Origin of the sequence: Nostoc sp. WHI (assembly GCF_015714725.1) — a bacterium.
GTDB lineage: Bacteria > Cyanobacteriota > Cyanobacteriia > Cyanobacteriales > Nostocaceae > Nostoc.
In genome coordinates this window covers 1-26,870 of record NZ_WBKM01000039.1, presented here as the reverse complement: position 1 = coordinate 26,870, position 26,870 = coordinate 1, and the positions used below count along the sequence as shown (strand labels likewise).

The 26,870-nt window shown below is 40.0% G+C and carries 18 protein-coding genes and 2 pseudogenes; 12 read left to right on the top strand and 8 right to left on the bottom strand.

All coding sequences use genetic code 11. The features are described from left to right. Positions 1-48: 48 nt before the first annotated feature. The 6 genes and pseudogenes from F8S12_RS03890 to F8S12_RS03865 all read left to right on the top strand — a co-directional run. A pseudogene (locus F8S12_RS03890) lies at positions 49-423 on the top strand (aldo/keto reductase); the annotation flags it as partial. A gap of 115 nt (positions 424-538) precedes the next feature. Further along, entirely contained in the window at positions 539-1,111 is a 573-nt protein-coding gene (gene dps, locus F8S12_RS03885; protein ID WP_196514918.1) for a DNA starvation/stationary phase protection protein Dps, read from the top strand. Between the two features lie 625 nt (positions 1,112-1,736). Beyond that, positions 1,737-2,453: a pirin family protein gene (locus F8S12_RS03880; protein ID WP_196514916.1), complete on the top strand. Its 717-nt coding sequence runs from the start codon at positions 1,737-1,739 to the stop codon at positions 2,451-2,453. A gap of 230 nt (positions 2,454-2,683) precedes the next feature. Beyond that, positions 2,684-3,295 (top strand): hypothetical protein, encoded by a 612-nt coding sequence (locus F8S12_RS03875; RefSeq protein ID WP_196514915.1) that lies wholly within the window; start codon positions 2,684-2,686, stop codon positions 3,293-3,295. Positions 3,296-3,526: 231 nt separating this feature from the next. After that, a complete protein-coding gene (locus tag F8S12_RS03870; protein ID WP_196514913.1) occupies positions 3,527-4,249 on the top strand; it encodes a class I SAM-dependent methyltransferase in 723 nt (240 codons plus the stop codon). A 569-nt stretch (positions 4,250-4,818) separates the two neighbouring features. Beyond that, a complete protein-coding gene (locus F8S12_RS03865; protein ID WP_196514911.1) occupies positions 4,819-5,832 on the top strand; it encodes a LysR substrate-binding domain-containing protein in 1,014 nt (337 codons plus the stop codon). A 160-nt stretch (positions 5,833-5,992) separates the two neighbouring features. On the opposite strand, the gene F8S12_RS03860 is transcribed toward F8S12_RS03865, so the two are convergent. From F8S12_RS03860 to F8S12_RS03835, 6 genes are all read right to left on the bottom strand, one after another. Further along, positions 5,993-7,567: a hypothetical protein gene (locus tag F8S12_RS03860; RefSeq protein ID WP_331001342.1), complete on the bottom strand. Its 1,575-nt coding sequence runs from the start codon at positions 7,565-7,567 to the stop codon at positions 5,993-5,995. Positions 7,568-7,912: 345 nt separating this feature from the next. After that, positions 7,913-9,001, bottom strand: coding sequence for a chorismate synthase (gene aroC / locus F8S12_RS03855; protein WP_196514907.1), 1,089 nt, complete (start codon positions 8,999-9,001; stop codon positions 7,913-7,915). Between the two features lie 466 nt (positions 9,002-9,467). Then, positions 9,468-10,550, bottom strand: coding sequence for a photosystem II q(b) protein (psbA, locus tag F8S12_RS03850; protein ID WP_196514899.1), 1,083 nt, complete (start codon positions 10,548-10,550; stop codon positions 9,468-9,470). Positions 10,551-11,108: 558 nt separating this feature from the next. Further along, positions 11,109-11,279, bottom strand: coding sequence for a hypothetical protein (locus F8S12_RS03845; RefSeq protein ID WP_196514897.1), 171 nt, complete (start codon positions 11,277-11,279; stop codon positions 11,109-11,111). A 139-nt stretch (positions 11,280-11,418) separates the two neighbouring features. Further along, the gene (arfB, locus tag F8S12_RS03840; RefSeq protein ID WP_196514895.1) at positions 11,419-11,835 is read right to left on the bottom strand and encodes an alternative ribosome rescue aminoacyl-tRNA hydrolase ArfB; all 417 of its coding nucleotides are present in this window, start codon (positions 11,833-11,835) and stop codon (positions 11,419-11,421) included. Between the two features lie 55 nt (positions 11,836-11,890). After that, a complete protein-coding gene (locus F8S12_RS03835; protein WP_196514893.1) occupies positions 11,891-12,142 on the bottom strand; it encodes an RNA-binding S4 domain-containing protein in 252 nt (83 codons plus the stop codon). A 286-nt stretch (positions 12,143-12,428) separates the two neighbouring features. Between F8S12_RS03835 and dpdE the strand changes: the two genes are divergently transcribed. The 6 genes from dpdE to F8S12_RS03805 all read left to right on the top strand — a co-directional run bounded on the left by dpdE (position 12,429) and on the right by F8S12_RS03805 (position 25,090). Then, the gene (gene dpdE, locus F8S12_RS03830; RefSeq protein WP_196514891.1) at positions 12,429-15,740 is read left to right on the top strand and encodes a protein DpdE; all 3,312 of its coding nucleotides are present in this window, start codon (positions 12,429-12,431) and stop codon (positions 15,738-15,740) included. A 64-nt stretch (positions 15,741-15,804) separates the two neighbouring features. Continuing rightward, the gene (locus F8S12_RS03825; protein WP_196514890.1) at positions 15,805-16,125 is read left to right on the top strand and encodes a hypothetical protein; all 321 of its coding nucleotides are present in this window, start codon (positions 15,805-15,807) and stop codon (positions 16,123-16,125) included. A gap of 244 nt (positions 16,126-16,369) precedes the next feature. After that, positions 16,370-17,110: an RNA methyltransferase gene (locus F8S12_RS03820; protein WP_196514889.1), complete on the top strand. Its 741-nt coding sequence runs from the start codon at positions 16,370-16,372 to the stop codon at positions 17,108-17,110. 330 nt (positions 17,111-17,440) lie between these two features. Continuing rightward, on the top strand, positions 17,441-18,916 hold the full coding sequence (locus tag F8S12_RS03815; protein ID WP_196514888.1) for a serine hydrolase: 1,476 nt from the start codon (positions 17,441-17,443) through the stop codon (positions 18,914-18,916). 594 nt (positions 18,917-19,510) lie between these two features. Further along, positions 19,511-24,898 (top strand): ATP-binding sensor histidine kinase, encoded by a 5,388-nt coding sequence (locus tag F8S12_RS03810; protein ID WP_196514887.1) that lies wholly within the window; start codon positions 19,511-19,513, stop codon positions 24,896-24,898. Between the two features lie 51 nt (positions 24,899-24,949). Next, the gene (locus F8S12_RS03805; RefSeq protein ID WP_196514886.1) at positions 24,950-25,090 is read left to right on the top strand and encodes a hypothetical protein; all 141 of its coding nucleotides are present in this window, start codon (positions 24,950-24,952) and stop codon (positions 25,088-25,090) included. A gap of 3 nt (positions 25,091-25,093) precedes the next feature. Here F8S12_RS03805 and dprA read toward each other — a convergent pair whose 3' ends face one another. Beyond that, positions 25,094-26,212, bottom strand: coding sequence for a DNA-processing protein DprA (dprA, locus tag F8S12_RS03800; protein WP_196514885.1), 1,119 nt, complete (start codon positions 26,210-26,212; stop codon positions 25,094-25,096). Positions 26,213-26,544: 332 nt separating this feature from the next. Beyond that, positions 26,545-26,870: pseudogene (locus tag F8S12_RS03795) on the bottom strand (IS4 family transposase); the annotation flags it as partial.

Here is a 26,870-nt window from a genome sequence, read left to right as displayed (position 1 = left end):
CGTCGAGTTTAAGTTGTAAATTTGGCAAGATATCCGAAAGAAGTTGGCGAACAAGGGCGACTCGCAACTTTTGGCGGAGAAATTTATCTCAGAAATTTAGCGATCGCAAAATTAGTTAGCCAAGTTGCAGCAGAAATTGGACACACACCTTCACAGGTAGCATTAGCTTGGTTACGCGCTCAAAGTGGGGTGATTATTCCGATTATTGGGGCACGTAAATTAACTCAGTTTCAAGACAACTTAGCTTCTCTAAATGTCACGCTCTCACCAGAACATTTGCAACGCTTAAATGAAGTGAGTCAAATTGAACTAGGCTTTCCCCATGACTTCTTACAAAGTGATGCAATTCGCGATGCCTGCGGCGGGCTGCGCCTACGCCTTTTCGGTGGTACATTCAATACCATAGAAAACCATCGTGTCTAACCTACTAGTCATAAACCTTAACATATTCAAGCGTTAATTCCATCTGTCGTCAGAGAGTTTCGCATAGCCCACAAGTATCTGTAGAGTTAATTGTAAAAGCCACTAACGTAGAATTATGAGCGACAACACCATTTCATCACGTCTATACCCTACCCGCATTGACATTCCTGCCGAAGCGCGAGTGCAAATTGTAGTACTTCTTAACCAAACCTTGGCAGCTACTTCGGATCTGAAAACCCAAGCAAAGCAAGCGCACTGGAATGTTAAAGGAACTGACTTCTACCAGCTACACCTGTTATTTGATGAACTTGCTGGGGAATTGGAAGAGTACATCGATATGGTAGCTGAACGGATCACAGCTTTAGGTGGATACGCTTTTGGAACAGTCCGCGCTGCTGCTAGTAATTCAATTCTGCCAGAATATGCCTTAGATGTTTTGGATGGCAAAGACCACGTAACAGCGTTGTCAGATCGCTTTGCACTTTATGCTAAACATATCCGGGGAGCGATCGCTACAACTGATGAATTAGATGATGCTGATACGGCTGATCTTTACACCGAAATTTCCCGCACCATTGATAAACGACTCTGGTTCTTAGAAGCTCATCTGCAAGTAGCAGAAATTAAGGCAGAGAATGGAAAAGCGGATACTACTAAAACTCAAAAGATACCTGCTGCTGTCAAATAAGCACTTCTGAGAAAAGTAGCCTTTCTCAAATTTAGTTAAATCTTAAGTATGGTGCGTTATGGTGGTCAACGCCGTGGGCGGGTTTACAGACTTGAAGCGACTGGCAAACCCGAAGGGCTTCAGCCTAACGCACCATATTATATAGCGGTACGTTAAGCGCTTTGATTATATTTAAATCCGGTTCAATTAAGGGTTATTCGTGTATATGATTGGTCAATGTATTGGATTACATTTTCTTTCGTGAAAAATTATATCGAAAGATGCGCCTAACACATCCTAGCAAAATGGTTTCTTTAAGAAGTCCAAAATTTTATTATTCAATGATTTAACTTAAAATCTCACAGTATCTTTTTGGTAAGTACGTTACTTTAAAGTGCGTACTTTTCATTTGATATGTATATGCTTTACTATCTAAATAGTTCAAAAATACGTTTAATCAATAGACCTCTTGCAAAAATCAAAAAATCAGGAATGTCATTCTGAGCGGAAGGCAGTAGAGAGAAAAATCTCACTCCTATGTTTAGCTCTGCTTAACATGACAATTTAAGCATTTATGCAAGAGGTCTAGTAAGAATTCTAACTTTTGAATTCTCTACTAAAAAATAATTAACTGCGAGGTAAATCTATGGCTCAAAGTACAATTAATCACCTAATTCATGATCGAAATGCACGTGGTCATGCTCAAATAGGCTGGCTCGATAGTTATCATACATTTTCCTTCGGTAGTTTTTACGATCCTAACCGCATGGGATTTCGCTCTCTGCGGGTGATCAACGACGATCGCATTGCCCCTGGTGCTGGATTTCCTACCCATAGTCATAAAGACATGGAAATCCTCACATACGTCTTAGAAGGTGCAGTAGAGCATAAAGATAGCTTGGGTACAGGGTCAGTGATTCGTCCCGGTGACGCACAGATTATGAGCGCTGGAACTGGGATCAGCCACAGCGAATTTAATCCCTCACCTACGGAAGCTCTCCACTTGCTACAAATCTGGATTTTACCTGAGCAGCAAGGGTTGAAACCAAGGTATGAACAGAAAAACTTTTCCCTCGAAGAAAAGCAAGGCAAACTCTGCTTAATTGCTGCTAAAGATGCGCGCGATGGTGCTGTAAGAATTTACCAGGATGTTGATTTATACGTATCTGTTTTAAAGGATGGTGATGTTGTCAATTATCAAGTAAAACCTCATCGTTACGCCTGGTTACAAATAGCGCAAGGTGTAGTCAACTTAAACGGAGAGGAACTCAGAGCAGGCGATGGTGTGCAAATCAATGGCGAAGAACAGCTAGAAATTAGCACCAACATCGGCGGCGAAATCTTGCTTTTCGATTTAGCGTGATATAGCAATCCTGAATTAAACGCGCAGAAACAAGATCCCCGACTTCTTTGAGAAGTCGGGGATCTGTGGCTTGCAATTCTTACAAATCAAATAGGATTACTGTATATTGATGAAATCTTGCAACAGCACGACCGATTAGCGCAGGACTTACGTAAGAACTACTCAAGATAGCAACCAGATTGTCCGCACAACCGCTATAGTTTAGTTGTGAATAATTGAGGATGTTGCAGATGGCATACAGTGATTTCACACTTATCAAAGTTCGAGAAACGTTTCAACTTGTAATTGATGAAAAGCGGAATCTATTCAAAGATGTATTGCCTATTCAACCTTCCGCTAGCTTAACAACGCTCTTAGAAGAATATACTCAACTAGCAACTGCCATCAACACGGAAAAAGCCCGTTCAGAATTACTAATTATGCCAGTTCTGACGGAAGTTAGACGACAGTTAAGTTATCAAATATCACTGTTTTCTGGAACAGATTTTGATGTAGATAGTAGTAAAGGATTGAATGGATTTTGTGATTTCATTCTCTGTGGTTCGGAAGAACAGTTTTACATTAAAGCGCCTGTGCTTACAATTATTGAGGCAAAAAATGAAAATATCAAAGGTGGTTTAGGACAATGTATTGCCACTATGATAGCTGCCCAATTATTCAATCAAAATGCTCAACAAGAAGTTAAGACAATCTATGGAGTTGTCACTAGTGGAACCAACTGGCGGTTTTTAATGTTGGAAGGAGTAACAGCATACATTGATATAGTTGAATACTACATCAATGATGTTGATAAAATTAGTGGTATTTTGTTGCAACCATTTCAATCAATACGTTTCGGTTAAGGCAAAAGACGCGATAAATCGCCGTCTCTACAATAATCAATCTTTCGTCGTGACGACGATTTATCGCGTTTTACCGATCTAGAATTTTTATTCTGCTTTGCTACAAGCACTGACTACAGTATCAGCTTTTGGGATGTTGGCTACACCTACGAAGTGGGACAAACCGCAGCAGGAGATGCGATCGCACTGCGAATTTGACTACAATCCTTAGAAAGAGCAGCAAAAACCTAAATGTCTAAAAAGTCCGATTCGCAGTTCCAAAATCTCTTTACTTCACAAAAATCAACCAACTGGGACGAAAGATTAGCCCAAATAGCCTATCGCTTTAACCGAGAGTATCAAGGTGAAACCTTTGAACTGCCAACAGAAGTACAAGCGATGCCGATATTTCGGGAGTGGATTGGAGGTAGTTTCTCAGGAAGAATTGCTTCCCGTTTCTGGGAAATTGCTCAACCTCAAAAAAATCAGCATTGTATAGATATTGGCTGTGGTATCAGCTTTTTAATTTATCCTTGGCGGGATTGGCAAGCATTTTTTCATGGGCAAGAAATCAGTAATGTGGCACGGGATACCCTTAACTCCCGTGGGCCGCAATTGAATTCCAAGCTGTTCAAAGGTGTTGAATTGGGAGCAGCTGATCAGTTAAGCTATTCATCAGAGCAATTTGATCTTGCGATCGCAACGGGATTTAGTTGTTATTTTCCCCTTGAATATTGGAATGCTGTACTGATAGAAGTCAAGCGGGTGTTGAAACCAGGTGGCCATTTTGTATTTGACATCCTTAATCCAGAACAGCCTTTAGCGGAGGATTGGGCTGTTTTAGAAACCTATCTGGGGGCTGAGGTGTTTCTAGAACCTTTAGCTGAGTGGGAAAAAACGATTAAAGCTACTGGTGCTAAAGTAATAACGCAGAAATCAACCGAATTATTCGAGTTGTACAAGGTTCGGTTTTGAAAAGAACATTCGCAGAAGGGAAACCCATAAAGAAATTTAGGGGTTTCAAACAAGGACACCTTTTTTGTCTACGGGACGCTACGCGATCGCACTGGGTGTCCCCTAAAAAAATCTTTTTATTTTTACTTCATAAATTTATTCAATATCTTCTGTTTCTGGTGAACAATGGCCTCACACACTTCACTGCTTTGACTGTTTGAATCCGTGTCGAAAGCATGATTTATACTTCAATACCTTTGCCAAAATAAGAGCCAACAAAAATTTGGGCAAAAATGGCAAAATGACCCATACATAAGCGTTTAGCTTATAAGGTAGCTTGGAATATCAAACCCTTGATACTACGGACAATACGTTAAAAAACCTTGTGGGAAACCTTGAAGGAATTTTTAGGACTTATTGTTTTTGCCAAGCCTCAGAGAAAAGGGAGTTCAGATATCAACTCACCCTCGTAAATTGGCAAAGGTATTGATACTTTAAAAGAACTTACCGATAGAATTAAATGTTTTTTTTTGCCAAAATGATAAATGTAAGTGATTAAAATTTAGATACCAAGTCTTAGGAATACATAAATGGCAGGGATGACACTTGAGCAGCTAAAAATATTTTTGGCTGTGGCGCATCACTTACACTTTACTCGTGCAGCAGAAGAGCTTTATATTACACAACCTGCTGTTAGTGCTGCAATCCACAACTTAGAGCAAGAATACGGTGTGAAACTGTTCCATCGAATTGGCCGCCATGTTGAAATTGCTGAGGCTGGTAGATTACTCCAAGTGGAAGCGCAGAAAATTCTCGATCAAGTAACTTTGACTGAAAGGGGATTGCGGGAATTGAACAATCTACAACGGGGTGAGTTGAAATTAGGGTCGAGTCTGACAATTGGTAACTACTGGCTACCAAGTAAGATTAGTGAGTTTAAGAGTCGATATCCCAGCATTCAAATTAACTGTAGCCTGGCGAATACAGAAGAGATTTGTGTAGGAACGGCGACAGGGCAGTTTGATTTGGGTTTGGTAGAAGGAGATGTTAAGCCAGCGCTTCAGAGTACTCTAGAATACGAAATTGTGGGGAGCGATCGCTTACAAATTGTGGTGGGACAAACTCACCCTTGGTTTGAGTGGGGAGAAATTGATTTAACACAACTAACTAAAACTCCCTGGGTGATGCGAGAACCAGGTTCTGGTACCCAGCAAAGGTTTGAGGAAGCCCTACAAAATTGGGGAATCAATCTCAGTGAACTCAATGTAATTTTAGTATTCAACAGTGGAGAGATGACAAAAGCAGCGATTGAAAATGGTTTAGGTGCAATTGGAATTTCTGAATTAATGGTAAAAAAAGAAATCCAGTTGGGAACTTTGCGAGCAATTCGAGTTATTGATAATAGAAAGGGCTATGGTACGATGCCTACGGTGGTCACTGAGCCAAGCTACGCAGAAATAATTCGACCTTTTTTCAAACTTAAGCATCGTCAGCGTTTTCAAACTGCCATCTCCAAAGTCTTTGAACAAATGTTGACATCATGCACGTTAGATGAATCACATCAACATATAACAAAAGATAAAAGCGGAAAGATTAAAGGTTAAAATCCAATACGTTTGGATTAAGGCTTAAATAGTTGTAAATGATGAACATCGTCGCTCTTACCAGCGCTGACGTTACGCCCTTAAAGGATATATGATAAACACTAGCAAAACCTATCAATCAATCTGGTGATTTGTTTAAATTTCAGCGATGCAAACCAGTTTATTTACTATTATCTTGCGATTTTTTGAGATAAGATTTAGCCCAAGCATAGCGTTGTGCATCTTTTCTCAGTAAATATTCTGCTGCTTCATGTCGTTTTTTCTCATCTTTTGTACTCCTGATTACTCGTTTGATTTCAGCATCTATATCTTCAGTTTCAGCCCCACGTTGAATGGCTTGTTCAAACCAATAATTACCTTGCTCATAGTCATATCTGTCATAACATATAGCACCCATTAAGGTATAAGGTTGATGACTATCAGGCTGATACTCCATAGCTTTTTTCGCACAACTTTCTGCATCAGCTAAGTTCTCCATATCTCTGAATGCTGCTCCTCTAGTGACTAAAATAGCTGATTTTAGATTACTGTCGTTGACTCTATTTAAGTCCAGGTTAGTAAGTTTTAAAGCCTGTTGTGGTTCATCTGCTTTGCGCCAATAACCACTAGCGGTGGGAATATTCCATTTATGTCCAGTGCGGTGAAATTCTTGCTCATAAAACTCTGCTTCAAGTTTGTAATAGGCGAGAGCAATTTTCCCATCATTAGATAATAGTCCCTCTTCCATAAGCTGAAAAACAAACTTAGGATCTAACCGTTCTTTTTTCTCTAGTTTGACCATGATTGCGTAAAATGGCTCTAGCCGAAGTAAAGGATCTACCAATCCATATTTTCTCTTGAGCGCTGCAAAGTGCTTGTGTTGGGCTAAAATAATGATATCTTCATATTCATTATTTTTCAGCCAGTCAATTTCTGAATCGCTTATAACGATTAATGACACTATCTTTGCCTTCAAGATAAAAGCATATTTATCATTAGCAATTTTAATTGTTTCAGGCAATTGAGACTGCCTTAAAAAATTAATATCTTGCTCATTTAAATGAGTTTCTGAATCAAGTTTTTTCAGAATTGCATATAAATAATTATCAGATGATAAATCTTCATATTGGCTAGCTTTATACTTTGCCTTCAATGCAATATATTCTCGTTTTCGTTCGAGTTCCTCAGCAATAGCAATTGTTTCAGTAAGTCCTTGGCTTTCTAGCCAGTCAATTTCTGAATCAATTAATTTTTCGTCTGCATCAAGTTTTTGCAGTATTTGATATAATGGACTTGATAAGGATGTGTCTGGGTGTTGGCTTGCTTGATACTTACTCTTTAGCTGGGTAAATTTAGCTCGTGTTGCAGAGTCTTGTTTTTCAAAAATTTCTATAGCTTCAAAAAGTTCATTATTTAACAGCCACTCGTATTCATTATCATTTAAACTTGCTTCTGTATCTAGCTTTTTTAGTATTCTATATAGTCGGCTATCAGGATGTGAATCTTGATACTTAGTAGCTTGATATTTTTTCTTTAGTTCTGCAAAACGTTTTATATCTTGAGCAATTGTAACTATTTGAGTAAGATTATTATCTTGCAATAATTTGACTTCTGAATCAGTCAAACTATTCTCTGATTCAAGTTTCCAAAGTATCGGATACAAAACACTGCCTACTGATGATTCCAAATTTTTGGCAACTTTATACTTAGCTTTAAGATGAGAAAATTCAGCTTCTAGTCTTTTTGATTCTCCCATCCTAAATTGTTGTAGCCAGATAATTTCAATGGTTTCAAAAAGCTCATGCTCTTGTAACCAATTAAATTCTAAGTCAGTGAGTTCAATTCCTAAGTCAAGTTTTCGTAGTATGAGATACAGCAGACTAGCGGGTGATGAATCTTGATATTGAGTTGCTTGGTACTTGGACTTTAAAGCAGCGAAGTGTTTTGACCGATTTTGAGACTCTTTAGCCATATTGATAGTAGATGCGATCGCACGTAGTTAAATGTGTTATCCGCTACTATAGCAATACCAATAAAAAAGGGCGAGTCAGACAACTCACCCCCGAAGCATAAATATTTTCTGTACTTCCTAGCGTAGTCCCTACAAGACTTTACACTGCCCATGATGCCGTAACAAATGGTCACACAAGACTAACGCCACCATCGCCTCAACCATTGGAACTGCACGCGGTAACACACAAGGATCATGCCGTCCTTTCGCTGCTAATGACGTTTCTTCACCTTCACGAGTTACTGTCTTTTGCTCTTTTCTAATTGTTGCTGTCGGCTTAAATGCAACTCGTAAAATAATATTTTCTCCGTTGGAAATTCCTCCTTGAATACCACCAGAACGGTTAGTTACTGTACGGACTTCACCATTTTCATCCATATAATATTCGTCGTTATGCTCAATTCCCGTTAACAGCGTCCCGCCAAAACCGGAACCAATTTCAAAACCTTTGCTAGCGGGGAGAGACATGACACCCTTAGCGATGTCAGCTTCCAATTTATCAAATACTGGTTCGCCCAAACCTTTGGGCACATTTCGCGCTACACATTCCACTACACCGCCGATAGAATCACCAAGTCTACCAACTTCTTCAATTAATTCAATCATGCGATCGCCACATTCAGCATCGGGACAGCGAACGATGTTGCTTTCCACTTGTTCTAAGGTGACAGTATTTGGATCAACTACGCCTTCCAAGTCTTTGATGCGCTTGACGTAAGCGATAACTTCAATATTGGCAACTTGACGGAGAATTTTTTTAGCGATCGCACCTGCTGCGACTCTTCCAATTGTCTCACGCGCAGACGACCTACCACCACCCTGCCAATTGCGAATGCCATATTTTGCATCATAAGTTGCATCTGCATGAGAAGGACGATATTTCTCAGCCATCTCGTCGTAATCTTGGGGACGAGTGTCTTTGTTTCGTACCAAAATTGCTATAGGCGTTCCCAGAGTTTTGCCTTCAAATAACCCAGATAAAATCTCGCAGGTATCCGCTTCTTTACGAGGGGTCGTAATTTTACTTTGTCCTGGACGCCTTCTATCTAGTTCTACTTGAATTTCTTCTGCGGAAATTTCTAGTTGTGGAGGACAACCATCAATCACAACCCCCACACCGCCGCCGTGAGACTCGCCAAAAGTAGTGATGCGAAATAAATGACCAAAAGTGTTGCCCATAATCTTGAGTAAAAAGGGTGAGGTTTAATATTTTATCTAGAGTTTTCGTAAAAGTTAATGTCCAAGAGGTTAGCTAAAATTTATACTATTAAGATATATCAAATCTAATTTATTCAGGTAAATGACTTAGTTTGCCATTTTGCTGCATCAAGCTTTTTTAAATACTCCTGGATTAACTTATATTCATTAACGGAAAATGTTGGCGACTCTGTATGTTCATCAACTTCTTCTTTTTCCTCAGAACCATTTTCTATATTTAAGTGATAACCACCACCAAAAACATCATCCCATACATCAAATTTTACTACAAATTCGCCACTATTTGCTTTCCCTTCTTTACCATTAACTTAGTTAATTCTATACCATAGAAAATTTAAAGAAACTTTTTGACTTAACAAAACCCACAAAAACAAAAAGCGCTCTCCTTATCTAGGAGAGCGCTTTTTATTTAACTAAAGAAAGAGAATTAACCGTTGATAGCAGGAGCGGTTAGAGCTACAGGAGCAACATCACCAGCAGCCAAATCTAAGGGGAAGTTATGAGCGTTGCGCTCGTGCATTACTTCCATACCCAAGTTAGCGCGGTTGATTACATCAGCCCAAGTACCGATCACACGACCTTGAGAATCAATGATTGATTGGTTGAAGTTGAAACCGTTCAAGTTGAACGCCATTGTGCTTACACCCAAGGCGGTGAACCAGATGCCGATTACAGGCCATGCTGCGAGTAAGAAGTGCAGTGAACGGCTGTTGTTGAAGGAAGCGTATTGGAAAATTAGACGACCAAAGTAGCCGTGGGCTGCAACGATGTTGTAGGTTTCTTCTTCTTGACCGAACTTGTATCCGTAGTTTTGTGATTCGTTTTCGGTGGTTTCACGCACTAATGAAGAAGTTACCAAGGAACCGTGCATTGCTGAGAATAAGCTTCCGCCGAATACACCTGCTACACCTAATTGGTGGAAGGGGTGCATCAAGATGTTATGTTCTGCTTGGAACACAATCATGAAGTTGAATGTTCCAGAGATACCCAAGGGCATACCATCTGAGAAGGAACCTTGTCCGATGGGGTATACCAAGAATACTGCTGATGCTGCTGCTACTGGTGCAGAGTAAGCGATCGCAATCCAAGGACGCATTCCTAAGCGGTAGGATAGTTCCCATTCACGACCTAAGTAGCAGAATACGCCAATCAGGAAGTGGAATACTACCAATTGGTAAGGGCCACCGTTGTACAGCCACTCATCTAGAGATGCTGCTTCCCAAATTGGGTAGAAGTGCAAGCCGATAGCGTTGGAGGAAGGTACTACTGCACCGGAAATGATGTTGTTTCCGTAGATTAAGGAACCTGCGACTGGTTCGCGGATACCATCGATGTCTACTGGTGGAGCGGCGATGAAGGCGATTACGAAGCAAGCGGTGGCGGCTAACAAGGTAGGGATCATTACTACGCCGAACCAGCCGATGTATAGGCGGTTGTTGGTGCTGGTGATCCAGCTACAAAACCGCTCCCAGGTGTTGGCGCTTTCGCGACGTTGAATGGTTGCTGTCATTGTTTTATAAGTGCGATTATTTGTGAATGAATCAGGCGGTTTTGTTTTCGCCTGTGAAACTACTTTACACTGCTTTACAATTTTTAATCAAGTTTTATTACTTTGATAAAACTGATACAAAGTATTAGTTTTACTTATCTAAAGACTAGAAATGCCTAGATGTAGATCAACCCAGGCATCGTCCATATATAAGTGAGGTATTTATTCCGCCATGAGGCAACGGTGTTCTTAAGGAATGTACCAAAGCGATCGCCCCTTGCAAGTGGCTTTTTCGTGTAACATCACAATAATTCCCTTTAGGGTTGGTGTCCAGGGCAAAGGCATCTAAATATCAAAGATTAATGATCAAGGTGCAATACTCTAAGACTCCATCACACAAGAGTTTCAGAAAATTAGGTAGGAACTCGAATAAGAATGATAATCGTTGTAATATGGAGAGTTTGTGGCAGCTGACGGCTGCCAAGCAATGCGGGTTCGTTTTTGTAGTTAATTCATTCTGTGCAGTAAACAAAAAACCAGACAGACTACAAATGAACTGTTCTTATTGACATGATGCGCTCACCCTGGGTTGGTGTCACCACCAATTATTGCTTGGAACAAGTTTCCTATTAAAGAGAAAAACGCCGAAACTAACACTATCATCATTAAACTAGCAAGGGCAGCAAAGGGAGAGATAATGAATAAGAGTAAGAGTGCAAGCATCAAAATCGTTAGTAATGTCTTATTCATCTTTTTTCACCTTTAATAGTTGCTATTCTCAAGTTAACCAACTAAATCATAAAAATGACCAGAGTCAATAGTAGAAATTATTCTTAATTCTCTGGTAAGATTTTGTAACCAAATTGAGTGTCAAAGTTTAATTGATAAATCAGCAATCTGTCACCTGTCCTCTATTGGACTTGATCTGTCCATGCTTACTTTTGTAGTCAAGGCGCTTTCTTTGAGAACTGCAAGTTGGTTTGGTGGGTTTGCGTTTTCTCGTCAGTACAACTGCGCTTTGAATAAGTTCTTGAAGTCGTCTCAAAGCTGACTCCCGATTGTTCTCTTGGCTTCGGTGTTCCTGCGCTTTGATTACCACAACTCCTTCTTGGGTAATGCGTCGATCATTCAGCTTTAAAAGTTGTTGTTTATAATAATCCGGTAATGATGAAGCCGCAATGTCAAAACGCAAATGAATAGCGGTGGAAACCTTATTCACATTTTGACCTCCTGCTCCTTGTGAGCGAATCGCAGTCATTTCAATATCGCTCTGGGGGATTATAACTTTGTTGGAAATTTGTAGCATTACTCACAATACAAAAGAGAACTAGAGGGACTTGCAAGTTTGGCAGAAAAATATTTTACTCAGTTTCTTCGGGCAAATCTGTTACTATATCTTGGTCTTCACTGTTGTTCAAATTCACCTCAAAAGTCTGTCCTTCTATTGTTATTTTATCACCTGGTACTAGTCGCCGCCCTCGTCGGGTTTCAAGCATACCGTTTACTTGGACATCGCCTCCTTGAATCATCAGCTTGGCTTGCCCTCCAGTTGGTACTATACCCATCAATTTTAAATATTGATTTAACTTAATTGTGTTGTCTCTGATTTTCATAAGTTGTAAAGATACATGATTTTAATTGTATCGTGGCGTGATCAAGTCAATGTTAAAAGGGGATTTTAACGCAAAGGGGCGCGGAGGGAAACGCAAAGGTACGCAGAGAATTAGTTACTAATTGGCGAGATTTTATACTTAGAGAAAATGTGCTGAAGCATGGAGCGATCGCCATAATAAAACTGTGATGCCAGTTTATTATTTATAATGTTGATCGACAAAATTGCCAGATTGGATTAAAAAACTGTCTGGAAGGTTCTTTTAGTGTGTTCAGGTGACTGGATCTATGATTAAGCTTGGTTTATTGGTACAGTCCCAGAATAACTATTTGGGTATCGGAAAAGTTACGGAAATATCTGATACCAATGCGATCGTTGAGTATTTCTGCTCCATAGGGCAACGTCTTCAAAAAACGTTACCTTTAAGTTCGCTCTCTGAAGTCAGGCTTGAACCCCAGGCTCGATGTTATATCAGATCGGGAACCCAAGATCAATGGATAATTGGCAGAATTTTCATCTGGGATGAAGATACAGAAATGTATCAAATTGATTTACCAGACAAGAAAACTGCAATTGTTACTGAAGAAGAAATTTACGTCCGTTGCAATTTACCCAACACTGACCCCATTGAAACTCTGGCAATGAAGGGTCACGAAACGCCGTACTTCCACGACAAAAGATTGGCTTTCGTCAAATCCTTAATTCAGCAACGCGCTGTAAGTCGGGGAATGACGGGACTAATTTCGGCAAATATTGATCTTTATCCTCACCAAGTTGAAGTAGTAAGGCGGGTGCTGGAAGACCCAATTCAACGCTATTTGCTAGCAGACGAGGTGGGACTAGGAAAAACCATCGAAGCAGGTGCGATTCTCCGTCAATTCCTCCTTGATGAACCGAAAAAAGGTGCGGTGGTCATAGTTCCACAATATTTGCTCAAACAATGGCAGTTGGAGTTAGAAAACAAGTTTTACATCTCTCATTTTCCGAAACGGGTAGCGGTGCTGGCGGTTGAAAATATCCATAAAGTCAACCTCAAAGCGAAAATAGGCTGCTTAATTTTAGATGAAGCTCATCACATCGCAGCAATGGCGACCTCTAAAGATGCAACGGTGCGCCAGCGTTTTGAGACTTGCAAACAACTTGCCCATAAAAGCGATCGCTTACTTTTATTATCCGCTACTCCTGTTCTTAACCATGAGCAAGATTTTCTGGCAATGTTGCATTTGCTCGACCCGACAACCTATAAACTTGATGATTTAGCAGGTTTTCGCACCAAAATTGAAAGCCGTCAGCAAATTGGTAAAGTTCTCCTTGCTTTTAAAGAAGATGCAGAGCCTCTTGTTCTTAAAAACAACTTGCAGCAATTGCGAAACCTCTTTGCTGAGGATAAATATTTATTGAATCTGGCAGATGATTTAGAAAATTGTTTACAAGCAAATTCCACTGAGCAAGAGCAAATAGTCCAAGGGATTCGGACACACATCAGCGATACTTATCGACTGCATCGACGAATGCTTCGGAACCGTCGGGCTGCGGTGGAAGATGTGATATTTGACCGCAACTTTACGCCGAAAGAAGAGTATGATTTGGATGAGCGATCGCCTGATATTTACGAACTCATCAATGAATGGCGGACTACCGCTCCTCATGAACAGCAATATCAGCAAATTTTTCTGCTGTTATTCCTAGCTTCTGGTACTTGGTTAAGCATTTTAGAGCAAGTAATTTCCGCACGTTTAACTGGCAAACCTCATTCTAAACTCATCCAAGAGTTTAAAGAAGATGATATTCGGATATTAACTACAACCCCCAAATTTTCAGGGGAAGAAGAGATTCTCCAATCATTACTAAAAATTATTCGTCAACCTCAAGAGGATGGAGAACGCACGGAAAATCTGAGAACAGTACTGCTGAATCAGGTAGGGATATATTTCAAAATTCCCGCAAACGTTCGGAAGAATAAAAACGAGTTTCTAACGAGAATACAGCAGAGAGTTCGTAGACCAATTACTGGGGATATTCTGCCTAAATTTATTATATTTACCAATTTTGTCCAAACTTGTGCAGAAATTGTCCGGTATTTGTCTGATAGCTTTGGTGTAGAGACAGTAGCCAGTCATCAATTTGGAGAATCACCAGAGAAGGTTGAGGAAGGCTTAAATAGGTTCAAGAATAACCCAAACTGTTTTATTTTAGTATGCGATCGCTCTGGAGAAGAAGGGCGTAACCTTCAGTTTGCCGATTGGTTAATTCATTTTGACCTTCCTTGGTCGCCTAATCAATTAGAACAGAGAATTGGCAGACTTGACCGCATTGGTAGCAAAATTGGAATCCAATCTTGTGTATTGATTGGCCCTTATTTGCCAGATAGTCCTCACAATGCTTGGTATCAAGTTTTGAAAGATGGGTTTGGTATTTTCCAACAATCAATTGCCAGTTTACAGTTTTATGTGCATGAAAAGCTTTCAGAATTAGAAACAGTTTTGTTTCAATCAAGTGCTGCTGGACTGTTGGAGATGGTTTCGCCAATTCAAAAGCAAATTGAAGCTGAAATAGCAAAGATTAGCGAACAGAATGCTTTAGATGAAATTGACGCTAACGATGAAATTGCAACTCAGTATTTTCAAGATTTAGATAATTACGATGCTTGTCATCTAGAAATTAAGCGAGCAATTGAAGGCTGGATTTGTGACGCCCTGGGATTCAGGGCACTCAATAACCCAGATTCATCAGAAATGCGACGTTATCAACCTTCAACGCGTACCTTGGTTCCCATAAATGAGTTAAAAACCCGTTTTTCTGATAGTTATCTAGACCAATTTGGTACTTACAATCGCAGGATAGCAAATCAGAATTCTGGTATTAAACTATTTCGGGTTGGGGAAGGATTTGTAGAAGCGCTTTTAAACTATATAGACTGTGATGATCGAGGTCAAGCCTTTGCTATGTGGCGCACTGATGCATCTTGGGATGCTAAACAAGGGATGGAGTGGTTTGGTTTCCAATACAATTATGTAGTCGAGACAAATTTAAAAATTGCCAAACAAGTTTTAATCGATTACAAACTAGATAATTCTCAATTCAAAATCTTGCAGCGACGTGCCGATGCTTTATTTGCGCCAATTATAGAAACTATCTATGTTGATGGTCGCAACGAGTCAATATGTGTTGTTGAAGATAAAGTGCTGTTGAATATCTTGAAACGTCCATATAAAGATAAAAACACTAATCAACAACGAGATTACAATCTGGCAAAAGAACGCTTAGGAATTATTGACGATTTTGTTGACCCTAGTAAATGGCAAAACTTTTGCTATCAAGTGCGTAATACTTCTTTAGCATTACTTGCCAATAGTGCCGATTTTGTTGACTTGTGCCAAAGTTCTGCTAAGGTTGCCGAGAAAAAATTAGAGAATAGAGTAGAACAATTACGCCTGCGTCTAAACCAGCAAACTTCAGATAATGCACTCGCTGAAGAATTGAAAATAGAAAGTGCTTTAAATACAGCCATTTTAGAGGGAATTCGCCAGCCGCAAATTAAGCTTGATTCTGTTGGTTTTATTGTTGTATCTGGGCGATCGCTGATGCATTTCGAGTGATATTATCTTGAAATTAAGTAGTCATATTTAGTCAATTTCCAATGCAATCAGCAGGAAAGTACCCATGCCGAGAATCATTCTGGAAGTATCAGAAGAATTATCTCAACAATTAGCACAGGTAGGCGATCTGAGCCTCCAACAACCAGATGTACCAGCACAAGTTTACCGATATATCCTGGATTTTCTGGCCAGCAACCCCACTCCTGAACAAATTACTGAATTTAAACCCACCCCCGAAATGCAAGAACGATTGCATACCTTGTTAACACGCAGTAAAGCAGATGAACTTACACCCACAGAGTTAAAAGAACTAGATGAGTATGAACGTATTGAACACTTAGTTGTGATGATTAAAGCAGATAACTTATCTTATTTGACCAGTTGATCGTGAGTGGAACCTATATTCCGGTTAATCTTCGCCGACTGGTATATGAAAAGCTCACGCAAAGGCGCAAAGGCGCAAAGGTAGAAAGAAGAGTTCAGATGTAAATTCAGTAACCTACTTGGTGAATCTACCGTAGGCATTTACTTGCAAAGTTACAATGATCTTAAGGAAATTTTTCAGCAGAACATATAATGTTGAGAATTAGCTTGTAAGTATTATCTGGTGCGATCGCAGGAGGCAAAAAATGAGCTTGGCTGGATTAAGAATTGTGTTGGTAGAACCAGCTGGGCCGATAAATGTCGGAGCGATCGCTAGAGTCATGAAAAATTTCGGGCTATATAATTTAGTATTAGTAAACCCCCAATGCGATCATCTGTCGGCAGAAGCTTTGGTGATGGCTGTTCATGCTAAGGAAATTTTAGAATCTGCGGTATTAGTGGCAACATTACCAGAAGCATTGCATGGATGTGTAAGGGCGATCGCTACTACCGGTCGCTTTCGGAGTTTGCAAACACCTTTAGAAACCCCCCGAACTGCACTACCCTGGTTAGTAGAGGAACCAGAAAAACCCGCAGCACTAATCTTTGGCAGGGAAGACCGGGGATTAACCAATGAAGAATTAAATTATGCACATCGGTTTGTTTGCATTCCCACAAATCAAGATTATTTAATCCTAAATTTAGCTACGGCCGTAGGAATCTGCTGTTATGAACTGTCGCAATCTGCACAGCCATCTGAAACTCAAACCTTACCCCAAACCGAACTCGCACCTTTAGATATTGTGGAAGCATACTACCAGCAATTAGAATCATTATTACTGAAAATTGGTTATGTGTATCCGCATACAGCAGCTAGTCGCATGGAAAAATTTCGCCAACTCTATAATCGCGCTCACCTGAAAACTGGGGAAGTAGCCATGCTGCGAGGAATTTTGCAGCAGGTAGAATGGGCGATTAAAAACCAGAGTAGTAGTGAAAAGTTATAATAATTCGTTTAATATATACGCAATCATCCCACTAAAATAATTAATATGCCTTAAACTAAACCCAAAAATGCTACTTAGTGGCAAAGTGTAATTTAAGTATTAATATTGCTTAAAGATTAAGGTTTGGGTCAGGAGTCTGCAAGAAAACAGTCAAACAATTTTGGATTTTGGATTTTAGATTTTAGATTTACTGCACCTACTCTTGGATTGCAGCTTGGGAATTTTAGATTCATTCCGCCCACAAGGAGCGGAGCTTGAACCGAAAACAATCCAAAATCCAAAATTTAAAATCTAAAATTCGGAGGGTCAAGTGGGTCACAAGGAGTAACGGTGTCAGAGTCAAGTGACGAACTAACAGCTTTCTCGCGGCGTCAATCCTTAAATCGCCGCCAGCATCCACAAAAGGTTCAGAAAGTGGCACAAAAGAAAGTGAAAGTTAAAAGCCAGCAGCCAGGTGCGAAGGCAGGAGAAGCGGCGCTAACACGCTCAAAAAATCGAATCAGTCCTCCCCCAAACCCTGGTGCTACACGCAGGGTCAAATCGGGTTTAGTCATGCCAGGGGCAGTAAAACCAATACCTACTGTAAAGGGAAAAATTCCTCCCTTCCGACCAGGTGCTGTGATGGTTAAAACAGTGCGGATGGAAGAGCCAAAAATAGGCAGGCGCTCATCGCGGAAGACGCGGTTAAAGCCAATGGCCAAAACTATGTTGTATATTGTGCGGTTGTTGATTGTCGGTGTTGGGATGGGTGCAATTGTTGGCACGGTGTTGTCAGTATTAGACCCTGCTAATCGGATAACCACAAATTCTACACTCCAATCTAATAGTAATGTGGCGCGATCGCAGCCACAACCTACCCAAACTCCTCCAGTTACAGTTTCGAGCCTGTACCTATCCCAGGAAATTATCACCTTGAAAAATGCCGTACAAAATTTGGCGGCGACTAACCCAAATCTTACACCCGGAGTTTTCTTAGTAGATTTAGATACTGGTAATTATGTAGATTTCAATGGCTCCGCCAGTTTTCCGGCGGCTAGCACAATTAAGGTGCCGATTCTAATTGCCTTTTTTCAGGATTTGGATGCAGGAAAAATCCGCCTGGATGAAATGCTGACCATGCAACAGGATATGGTAGGTGGCGGTTCTGGAAATTTGCAATACAAACCACCCGGAACCCAGTACGCAGCTCTGGAAGTTGCCACTAAAATGATTACAATTAGCGATAACACAGCTACAAACATGCTGATTGCCCGATTGGGAGGCATAGACGCTTTAAACCAGCGTTTCCGCAGTTGGGGATTGACAGCCACAATAATTCGCAATCAACTCCCAGATTTACCAGGGACAAACACCACTAGTCCCAGGGAATTGGCGAATTTGATGGCTATTGTGAGTCAGGGAAATTTAGTGAGTGTGCCCTCACGTGATCTCATGCTCGACATCTTGCGTCGCACTCAGAGAGACACTCTGCTACCATCAGGTTTGGGAACAGGCGCGAGAATATACCATAAAACGGGTGATATTGGTACTATCCTGGCAGATGCAGGGTTAATTGTTGTTCCAACTGGCAAGCGCTATGTAGCTGCTGTCATGGTACAACGCCCCAATAACGATCCTCGCGCCGAAAAATTGATTAGCTCAATTTCTCGTGCTGCCTACCAAGAGTTTAGCCAAAATGCTGTGATCCCCAACAGTGTCACAAGCACTATACCCGCAAATGGTTATCAGCCCCCTGTTGTTAGTCCTGTACCCGCAAATAGTTATCAATCTCCAGTTATAAATCCGCAGTATTATCCCCCAAGATAAAAAAAGGATGAAATACCGATATTTCCTTGCTCCAACCTCAATCCGAAAAGTATTGGTGTGGGGTGAACGCAATAATTAGGGATTTACAATAAATAAATTATCCAATATCGTCGGGTGGGCAGCGTTCCAATACGGTTCGGTTAAGACAAGAGACGCGATAAATCGCCGTCTCTACAATAATCAATCTTTTGTCTCGTTCCCAGTCTCCGACTGGGAATGCCTAACGGGAGGCTCCGCCTCAAGACTTGCGGCAGCAGCCCGATGAGCAGCATTTCTAGCCTCTGGCTAGAAACGAGGTTTAAAAGGGATTTTAGCTTAAGTTGACACCAATGGCATCTTAATCGCCCTGCTTATGCAAATTAAAAATACATTAGCTTAGTATCAATCTCAACTAACTTTGCACCATTACATTCTAGTTTGTAGGCTAAAAAGTTAGTAAATATTCTATGTAATCTTCAATACCCGCTCACAATCCTCAGGCTATGAATATATTGAGGTAGGGGACTTCCACGAAACGTTATAAAGTACTCAAGCCACGGGAATACTAAGCTTATCAATTTCCGCAACGAAATTTTTGTGTTGAGGTAAGTAAAGATGAACGTTCCCGTGGATACGACGGTAGTAATTCCTGGATATCACCTAATAGAACAGCTTTATACTGGCTCTAAAACCGTGGTCTATCGCGGTATTCGCCAAACAGACAAGCTTGCAGTTGTTGTCAAATTGCTCAACCGTGAGTACCCAACCATTAGTGAATTATTGCAGTTTCGCAACCAGTATACGATCGCTAAAAATTTAGATATAACGGGGACTATTCAGCCGTACACCCTAGAATTTTACCGCAATAGTTATGCACTGGTGATGGAAGATTTTGGGGGCATTTCACTACGGGACTATTTTCCCACCCAACCACTGGCGCTAACAGAGTTTTTAGCGATCGCCCTACAACTGGCCGACATCCTCAACCATCTGCACCATCACCAGGTGATCCACAAAGATATCAAACCTGCAAACATTCTAATTCACCCCCAGACAAAGCAAGTCAAAATCATCGACTTTAGTATTGCCTCACTGTTACCTAAAGAAACCCAGGAAATTAAAAATCCCAATGTCTTAGAAGGAACACTTGCTTATTTATCACCAGAACAAACTGGCAGAATGAATCGCGGGGTTGACTATCGCACTGATTTTTATTCTTTAGGTGTTACTTTCTATGAGTTATTGACAGGAGAATTACCATTTTCATCAAAAGATCCAATGGAATTGGTACATTGTCATATTGCTAAACAACCAGATAAATTCAAAATTCAAAATTCAAAATTCAAAAATGGAGAACTGATTCCCCAAGTTATCTGTGACATCGTGATCAAATTGATGGCAAAAAATGCTGAAGACCGTTATCAGAGTGCTTTAGGCTTGAAACATGATTTAGAAAATTGTTTGACTCAAGTCAAAGAAACAGGCAAAATTGTATACTTTCCTATTGCTCAATGGGATTTGTGCGATCGCTTCATTATCCCAGAAAAACTCTATGGTCGTGAACACGAAGTTCAAACTTTATTAGCAGCTTTTGAACGGGTTACGAATCATCAGACAGAAATCATGTTAGTAGCGGGTTTTTCTGGTATTGGTAAAACAGCAATTGTTAATGAAGTTCATAAACCAATTGTTAGGCAACGTGGCTATTTTATCAAAGGAAAATTTGACCAATTCAATCGGAATATTCCCTTCTCGGCTTTTGTACAAGCCTTCCGTGATTTAATGATGCAGTTGTTAACCGAAAATGACAAGCAACTGCAAGAATGGAAATCAAAAATTCTGGAAGCTGTAGGCGAGAACGGACAAGTGATTATTGAGGTTACTCCTGAATTAGAACAAATTATTGGTCAACAATCAGCCGTACCAGAACTTTCAGGGAATGCAGCGCAGAATCGGTTTAATTTATTATTTCAGAAGTTTATACAAGTATTCACAACTAAGAAACATCCTTTAGTGATTTTCTTAGATGATTTGCAGTGGGCAGATTCAGCATCTTTGAATTTGATGCAATTGCTAATGAGTGAATCAGCAAGTGGATATTTATTATTAATTGGTGCTTATCGAGATAATGAAGTTTCTGCTGCCCATCCTTTGATGTTTACTTTAGAGGAGATTAGAAAAGCAAAGACCACTATTAACACGATTACATTAGCTCCCTTGAGTCTATCAAGTTTAAATCAATTGGTGGCTGATACCCTCAGCTGCTTCCTAGAAACTGCTCAACCATTAACTCAACTTGTTTATCAAAAGAGTAAAGGCAACCCATTTTTTAGTACACAATTTCTCAAGGCTCTCTATGAAGATAAGTTGATTGTCTTTAACACTAAAGAAGGTTACTGGCAATGTGATATTGCAGCATTAAAAGCCTTAAGTATTACTGATGATGTGGTTGAATTTATGGCATTGCAATTGCAAAAGCTGCCAGAAGCAACACAAAATGTTTTGAAACTTGCAGCTTGTATTGGTAATCAATTTGATTTAGCGAATCTAGCAATGATTTCTAAACAGTCAGAACTTGAAACTGCATCAGATTTGTGGAGAGCGTTACAAGAGGGGTTCATCTTACCTCAAAGTGAAATATACAAGTTTTATGTAGGACGAGAAACACAAGAGTTAAAGCCAGATTCACAGATAGTTATATATAAATTTCTGCATGATCGGGTGCAGCAAGCTGCCTATTCTTTGATTCCAGAAGAGCAGAAACAAGTTACTCACCTCAGAATTGGGCAGTTACTTCTACAAAACACTCCTGCAACACTACAAGAAGATAATATTTTCGAGATTGTTAATCAGTTGAATGTTGGGGTGAGCTTGATTTTTGAGCAAACGGAACGCAACGAATTAGCACAGTTAAATTTAATAGCTGGCAAAAAAGCTACAGCTGCAACTGCTTATGTTGCTGCATTGAGATATTTAAATTTGGGAATAGAACTTCTGGCTGCTGATAGCTGGCAAACTCATTATGATCTAACCCTAACTCTATATGTAAAAGCAAGTGAAACAGCTTATCTCAGTACTAATTTTGAACAGATTGATAGATTTGCCGAAGAGGTAATCAAATACGCTAAAACTTTGTTGGATAAAGTGAAAGTTTTTGAAGTAAAAATTTTATTCTATGCAGCAGAAAACCAACTCCAAGAATCAGCCAACATCGGACTAAAGTTTTTGCGTTTATTAGGAGTAACTTTTCCTGAGCAGCCAACATTAGTTGATATTCAAAATGGTTTAGCTGAGACATCAGTAAATTTGCAGGAAATAAATGTAGAAAGATTAATTGCTTTGCCAGAAATGACTACTCCAGAAAATTTGGCAGCTATGCAGATATTAACAAGTGTAGCTCCTGTTGTATTTAAAACTTTTCCGGCTCTATATCCCTTAATTGTGTTTACACAAGTAAATTTATCTATTAAATACGGTAATGCTTCTTTCTCGGCATTTGCTTATGTTGGCTATGGACTAATTTTATGTGGTGTCGTTCAAGATATTGATTCTGGTTATAAATTTGGTCAATTGGCAAATCAACTGCTATTTAAATTAAATATTCCAGAACTTAAAGCCAAAATTAATTCTATGAATTGTGGCTATATCAAACATTGGAAAGAGCATCTAAAAATTACATTATCTATCTTGCAATCGGCATATCAAAGCGGATTAGAAACAGGAGATTTAGAATTTGCAGCTTATTCTGGATTTTTTCAATGTTGTCATTCTTACTATATGGGCAAGGAGCTTACAGAAACAAACAGGAATATTGCAAGCTATAGCCATGCTATCCATAAACTGAGGCAAGAAAATCCCTTTTCTTGGAATGAAATGTATCGGCAGTTAATTTTGAACTTGCTAGGTGAGTCTACAAATTTGTGCTACTTACAAGGCGAAGCCTACGATGAAAAGCTATTACTGCCGATTATTACTCAAGCTAATGATCGACTAGGGCTTCATATATTTTATTCAAACAAAGTTACTCTTTGCTATCTATTTGGAGAGTATTTATTAGCTTTAGAAAATGCTGAAAAAGCAGGACAATATTTAGATGGAGTCATAGGAATGTTTGCTGTTCCGATATTCCATTTTTACGATTCTCTAGTCCGGTTAGCTTTACTAACTGATCTAGCAAATTCGGAACGAGATGTTTTGCTAAATCAAGTGACTGCCAATCAGGAGAAGATGAAAAAATGGGCAGTTTATGCTCCAATGAATCTTCTACACAAATACCATTTAGTTGAAGCAGAAAAGCATCGGTTTTTAGGACAAAAGACGGAAGCCATCGAGCTATTTGATCGCGCAATTTCTCTTGCCAAGGAAAACGAATACATCCAAGAAGAAGCCTTAGCTAACGAACTCGCAGCTAAATTCTACCTTGACTGGGGCAAAGAAAAGGTAGCCCAAGTATATATGCAAGAAGCTTACTATTGCTATGCCCGTTGGGGAGCAAAAGCCAAAGTTAATCACCTAGAAAAAACCTATCCCCAACTACTCCAATCCATCCTGCAACAGCAACGAATCAACTTCAACCCCTTGGAAACTATTTCCTCTGGTGTGATTTCTTCATGCACTCACGCTTCTAATATTGGCAGTACTAACATTTCCGATACTTTAGATTTTACCTCTGTCCTCAAAGCTGCTCAAGCTATTTCTAGTTCTTTGGAATTAGATCCACTCATCACCAGCCTTACTCGGATTATCCTCGAAAACTCTGGCGCGAAAAAGTCTGTCCTAGTTCTTCCCTTAGAAGGTACTTGGCAAGTTAAAGCAATTACTTTTATTAATTATGAGGAAATACAAACTATCCTCAGTTCACAATCACTAGACTATTGTCCAGATATTCCCATAAAGATTATCAATTACGTTAAAAATAGCCAACAAACAGTTATTATAAATAATTGCAAAACAGATATTCCTGGGTTAATTGGGGAATATATGTTGGAACATCAACCCCAGAGTGTATTATGTACACCCATTATTAATCAAGGGCATTTGGTGGGAATTCTCTACCTAGAAAATAGCTTAACTCAAGGGGTTTTTACTAGCGATCGCCTCAGCGTCATTAATCTACTGTCTTCCCAAGCTGCAATCTCCCTGGAAAATGCCAGACTTTACCAACAAGCCGGGCAAGCTCAATTACAAATTATCCAAAGTGAAAAAATGTCTGCATTGGGTAATTTGGTTGCTGGAGTAGCTCATGAAATGAATAATCCTTTGGGTTTTATTTCTGCTAGTCTCCAACTAGTTAAACCGATGATTGCTGATATTTGTCAACACTTGAAGCTATATCAAGAAACTGTACCATCACCGGACGAGAAAATTATCGACCACGCCGAGTCAATCGACCTGGATTATAGTTTAGCAGATTTACCCAAAATAATTGATGCGATGGTGATGGCGTGCGATCGCCTGAAAAATATCAGCACCGGTCTCCGCACTTTCTCTCGTGCTGATAAAGATTATAAAGTGCCGTTTAATATCCACGAGGGCATTGATAGCACAATTTTGATTCTCAAACATCGTCTCAAAGCCAACGAACAACGCCCTGATATTAATGTGATCACTGAGTATGGTGATTTGCCCCAAATTGAATGTTTCCCTGGTCAATTAAATCAGGTATTCATGAATATTTTGGCGAATGCCATTGACGCATTAGAAGAATCAAATAATGGACGCAGTTTTAAAGAAATTCAAGCCAATCCCAACCGGATTATTATTAAAACCATTCTCAAAGATCACCAAATTCAAGTTGTAATTGCTGATAATGCTATGGGGATGACTGAACAAGTTAAACAAAAAATATTTGACCATTTATTTACTACTAAATCTGTTGGTAAAGGAACGGGTTTAGGATTAGCGATCGCCCGTCAGATTGTGGTAGAAGAACACGGTGGTCAAATCAGTGTGCAGTCTGAGGTAGGGAAAGGAACAGAATTTGCGATCGCAATCGGGGTTTGAAACTGTTCAAGGAACTCAATTCCTTGCTTTCCTAAAAATGGACAAATAATTTTGGATAATTTATTTTTTGTTATACCAATTCTCTACAATCAAGCAACAGATCCAAACCACCAAACCCAGGATACATCCGGCTTACTTAATTACGAATTACGAATTACGAATTACGAATTACGAATTGGTATTAGTCCCTAAATCTTAACTTTTTTGATACCGCATTCCTGGCAGTTGCGAAACTAAACCCATAAGTTCCAACTGTAACAAAGCACCGGAAACTGAGCCAGCAGCCATGTCCGTTTGTTGGACAATAAAATCGAAAGTTAAAGCATCACAAGCAAATGTATTTATTACCCGTTGCAATTCTGGTGATAAATCAGGTAAACTTAATTGTTCTGCTGTTTCAGAAGCATCAACTCGATCAATTTGTGGTATTGCTCCCAGCATTGTTAAGAGTTCGTCTAATTCCTTGAGAATGAAAGAAGCTCCCTGACTCAGTAACTTTAAGCACCCTTGAGATGGGTGATCGTCCAGTCTTCCAGGTAATGCATAGACATCTCTGCCAAATTCATTTGCATAGGTGGCTGTTATTAAAGCCCCAGATTTTAACGGGGCTTCCATTACCAAGATGGCGCGGCTTAAACCTGCAATGATTCGGTTGCGGCGGGGAAAGTGGGTGCGATCGGGTGGGGTTTTTGTGGGGTACTCACTCACAACTAACCCAGCCGTCAAAATTTGCTTGTACAAATCCCGATTTTTATGTGGATAGATCACATCTACACCAGTCCCCAAAACTGCGATCGTGCGTCCACCTGCTTTCATGGCGGCGATGTGGCTTTCTGTGTCAATTCCCTCTGCCATACCAGAAACAACTGTAAAACCATTTTTAGCCAAAGCTGTACTAATTTGGCGAGTCCAACGGATACCGTATTCTGAGGGTTGGCGGGTTCCGACAATCCCAACCATCGGTTTTTGTCCGAGATTTTCTTGGAGTTCGACTTCACCGCGATAGTATAAAATCGGTGGCGGACTCGGTGTTTCCAGCAGTAAACGGGGATAATCTGCATCTGCTGGTGTCCAAAAATGGGGATTTTCTTGCTGATGCTTGGTGAATAGTTCTTGTGGGTGTAAACGCGATCGCTGTTGTACTACTTTTTCTAGAGTCTGAAAACCAAAACCTTCTACTTCTCCTAACTGTACCTTGGTAGCGTTCCAAGCTGTTGACAGGCTGCCAAAATGCTGTTGCAGTCGTTGCAGCAATACCGGGCCAATTCCAGAAATTTGCGCCCAAGCTAGCCAATATGCACCTTCTTCTACCACAGTTTCATCCTCAAGCCACTAAATTGAGTATTCCCAAATTTAGGTTTGGCTGTTGATGTCGAGGGGAAATAAAATGCTTATTAGACAGCCAGAGATCACATCCAATACGTTTCGGTTAAGGCAAGAGACGCGATAAATCGCCGTCTCTACAATAATCAATCTTTCGTCGTGACGACGATTTATCGCGTCTTACCGAGCTAGAATTTTCATTAAAAAACCTTAACCGAAACGTATTGAGATCACATCTGCCCTCGATTGGGTATGGTTGTTTTGTCAAAAGCGGAAATGTCTATGTTCGGAGTGAAGTATTGCTTACGGGGGGACAAAAAGGGCTAGAATGCAGATAAAATAAGCCTCATAGCCCTTTCTCCTTGTTGATAATACTTTCGCTTATTAGGAGCTAATGTCATTAACTCCGCCACCAGTTCGTAAGAATTTTCCATAAAATTGACCCAGTTAGCTCCATATAATCCAATATAAAAACTGCTATGACGGCGAACTGTCCGCCCCGATTCTTTAATTCGACCGACATATTTTTGAACACCCATACGTTTAATTTCTTGACCAGATATAGTTGCAGATGTATAGGCAAGCGAGATTAATAAAATTAGAGAAATTAACCGTTTTCCTGATGCCTTAGTATCTTCTAAGTTATAAC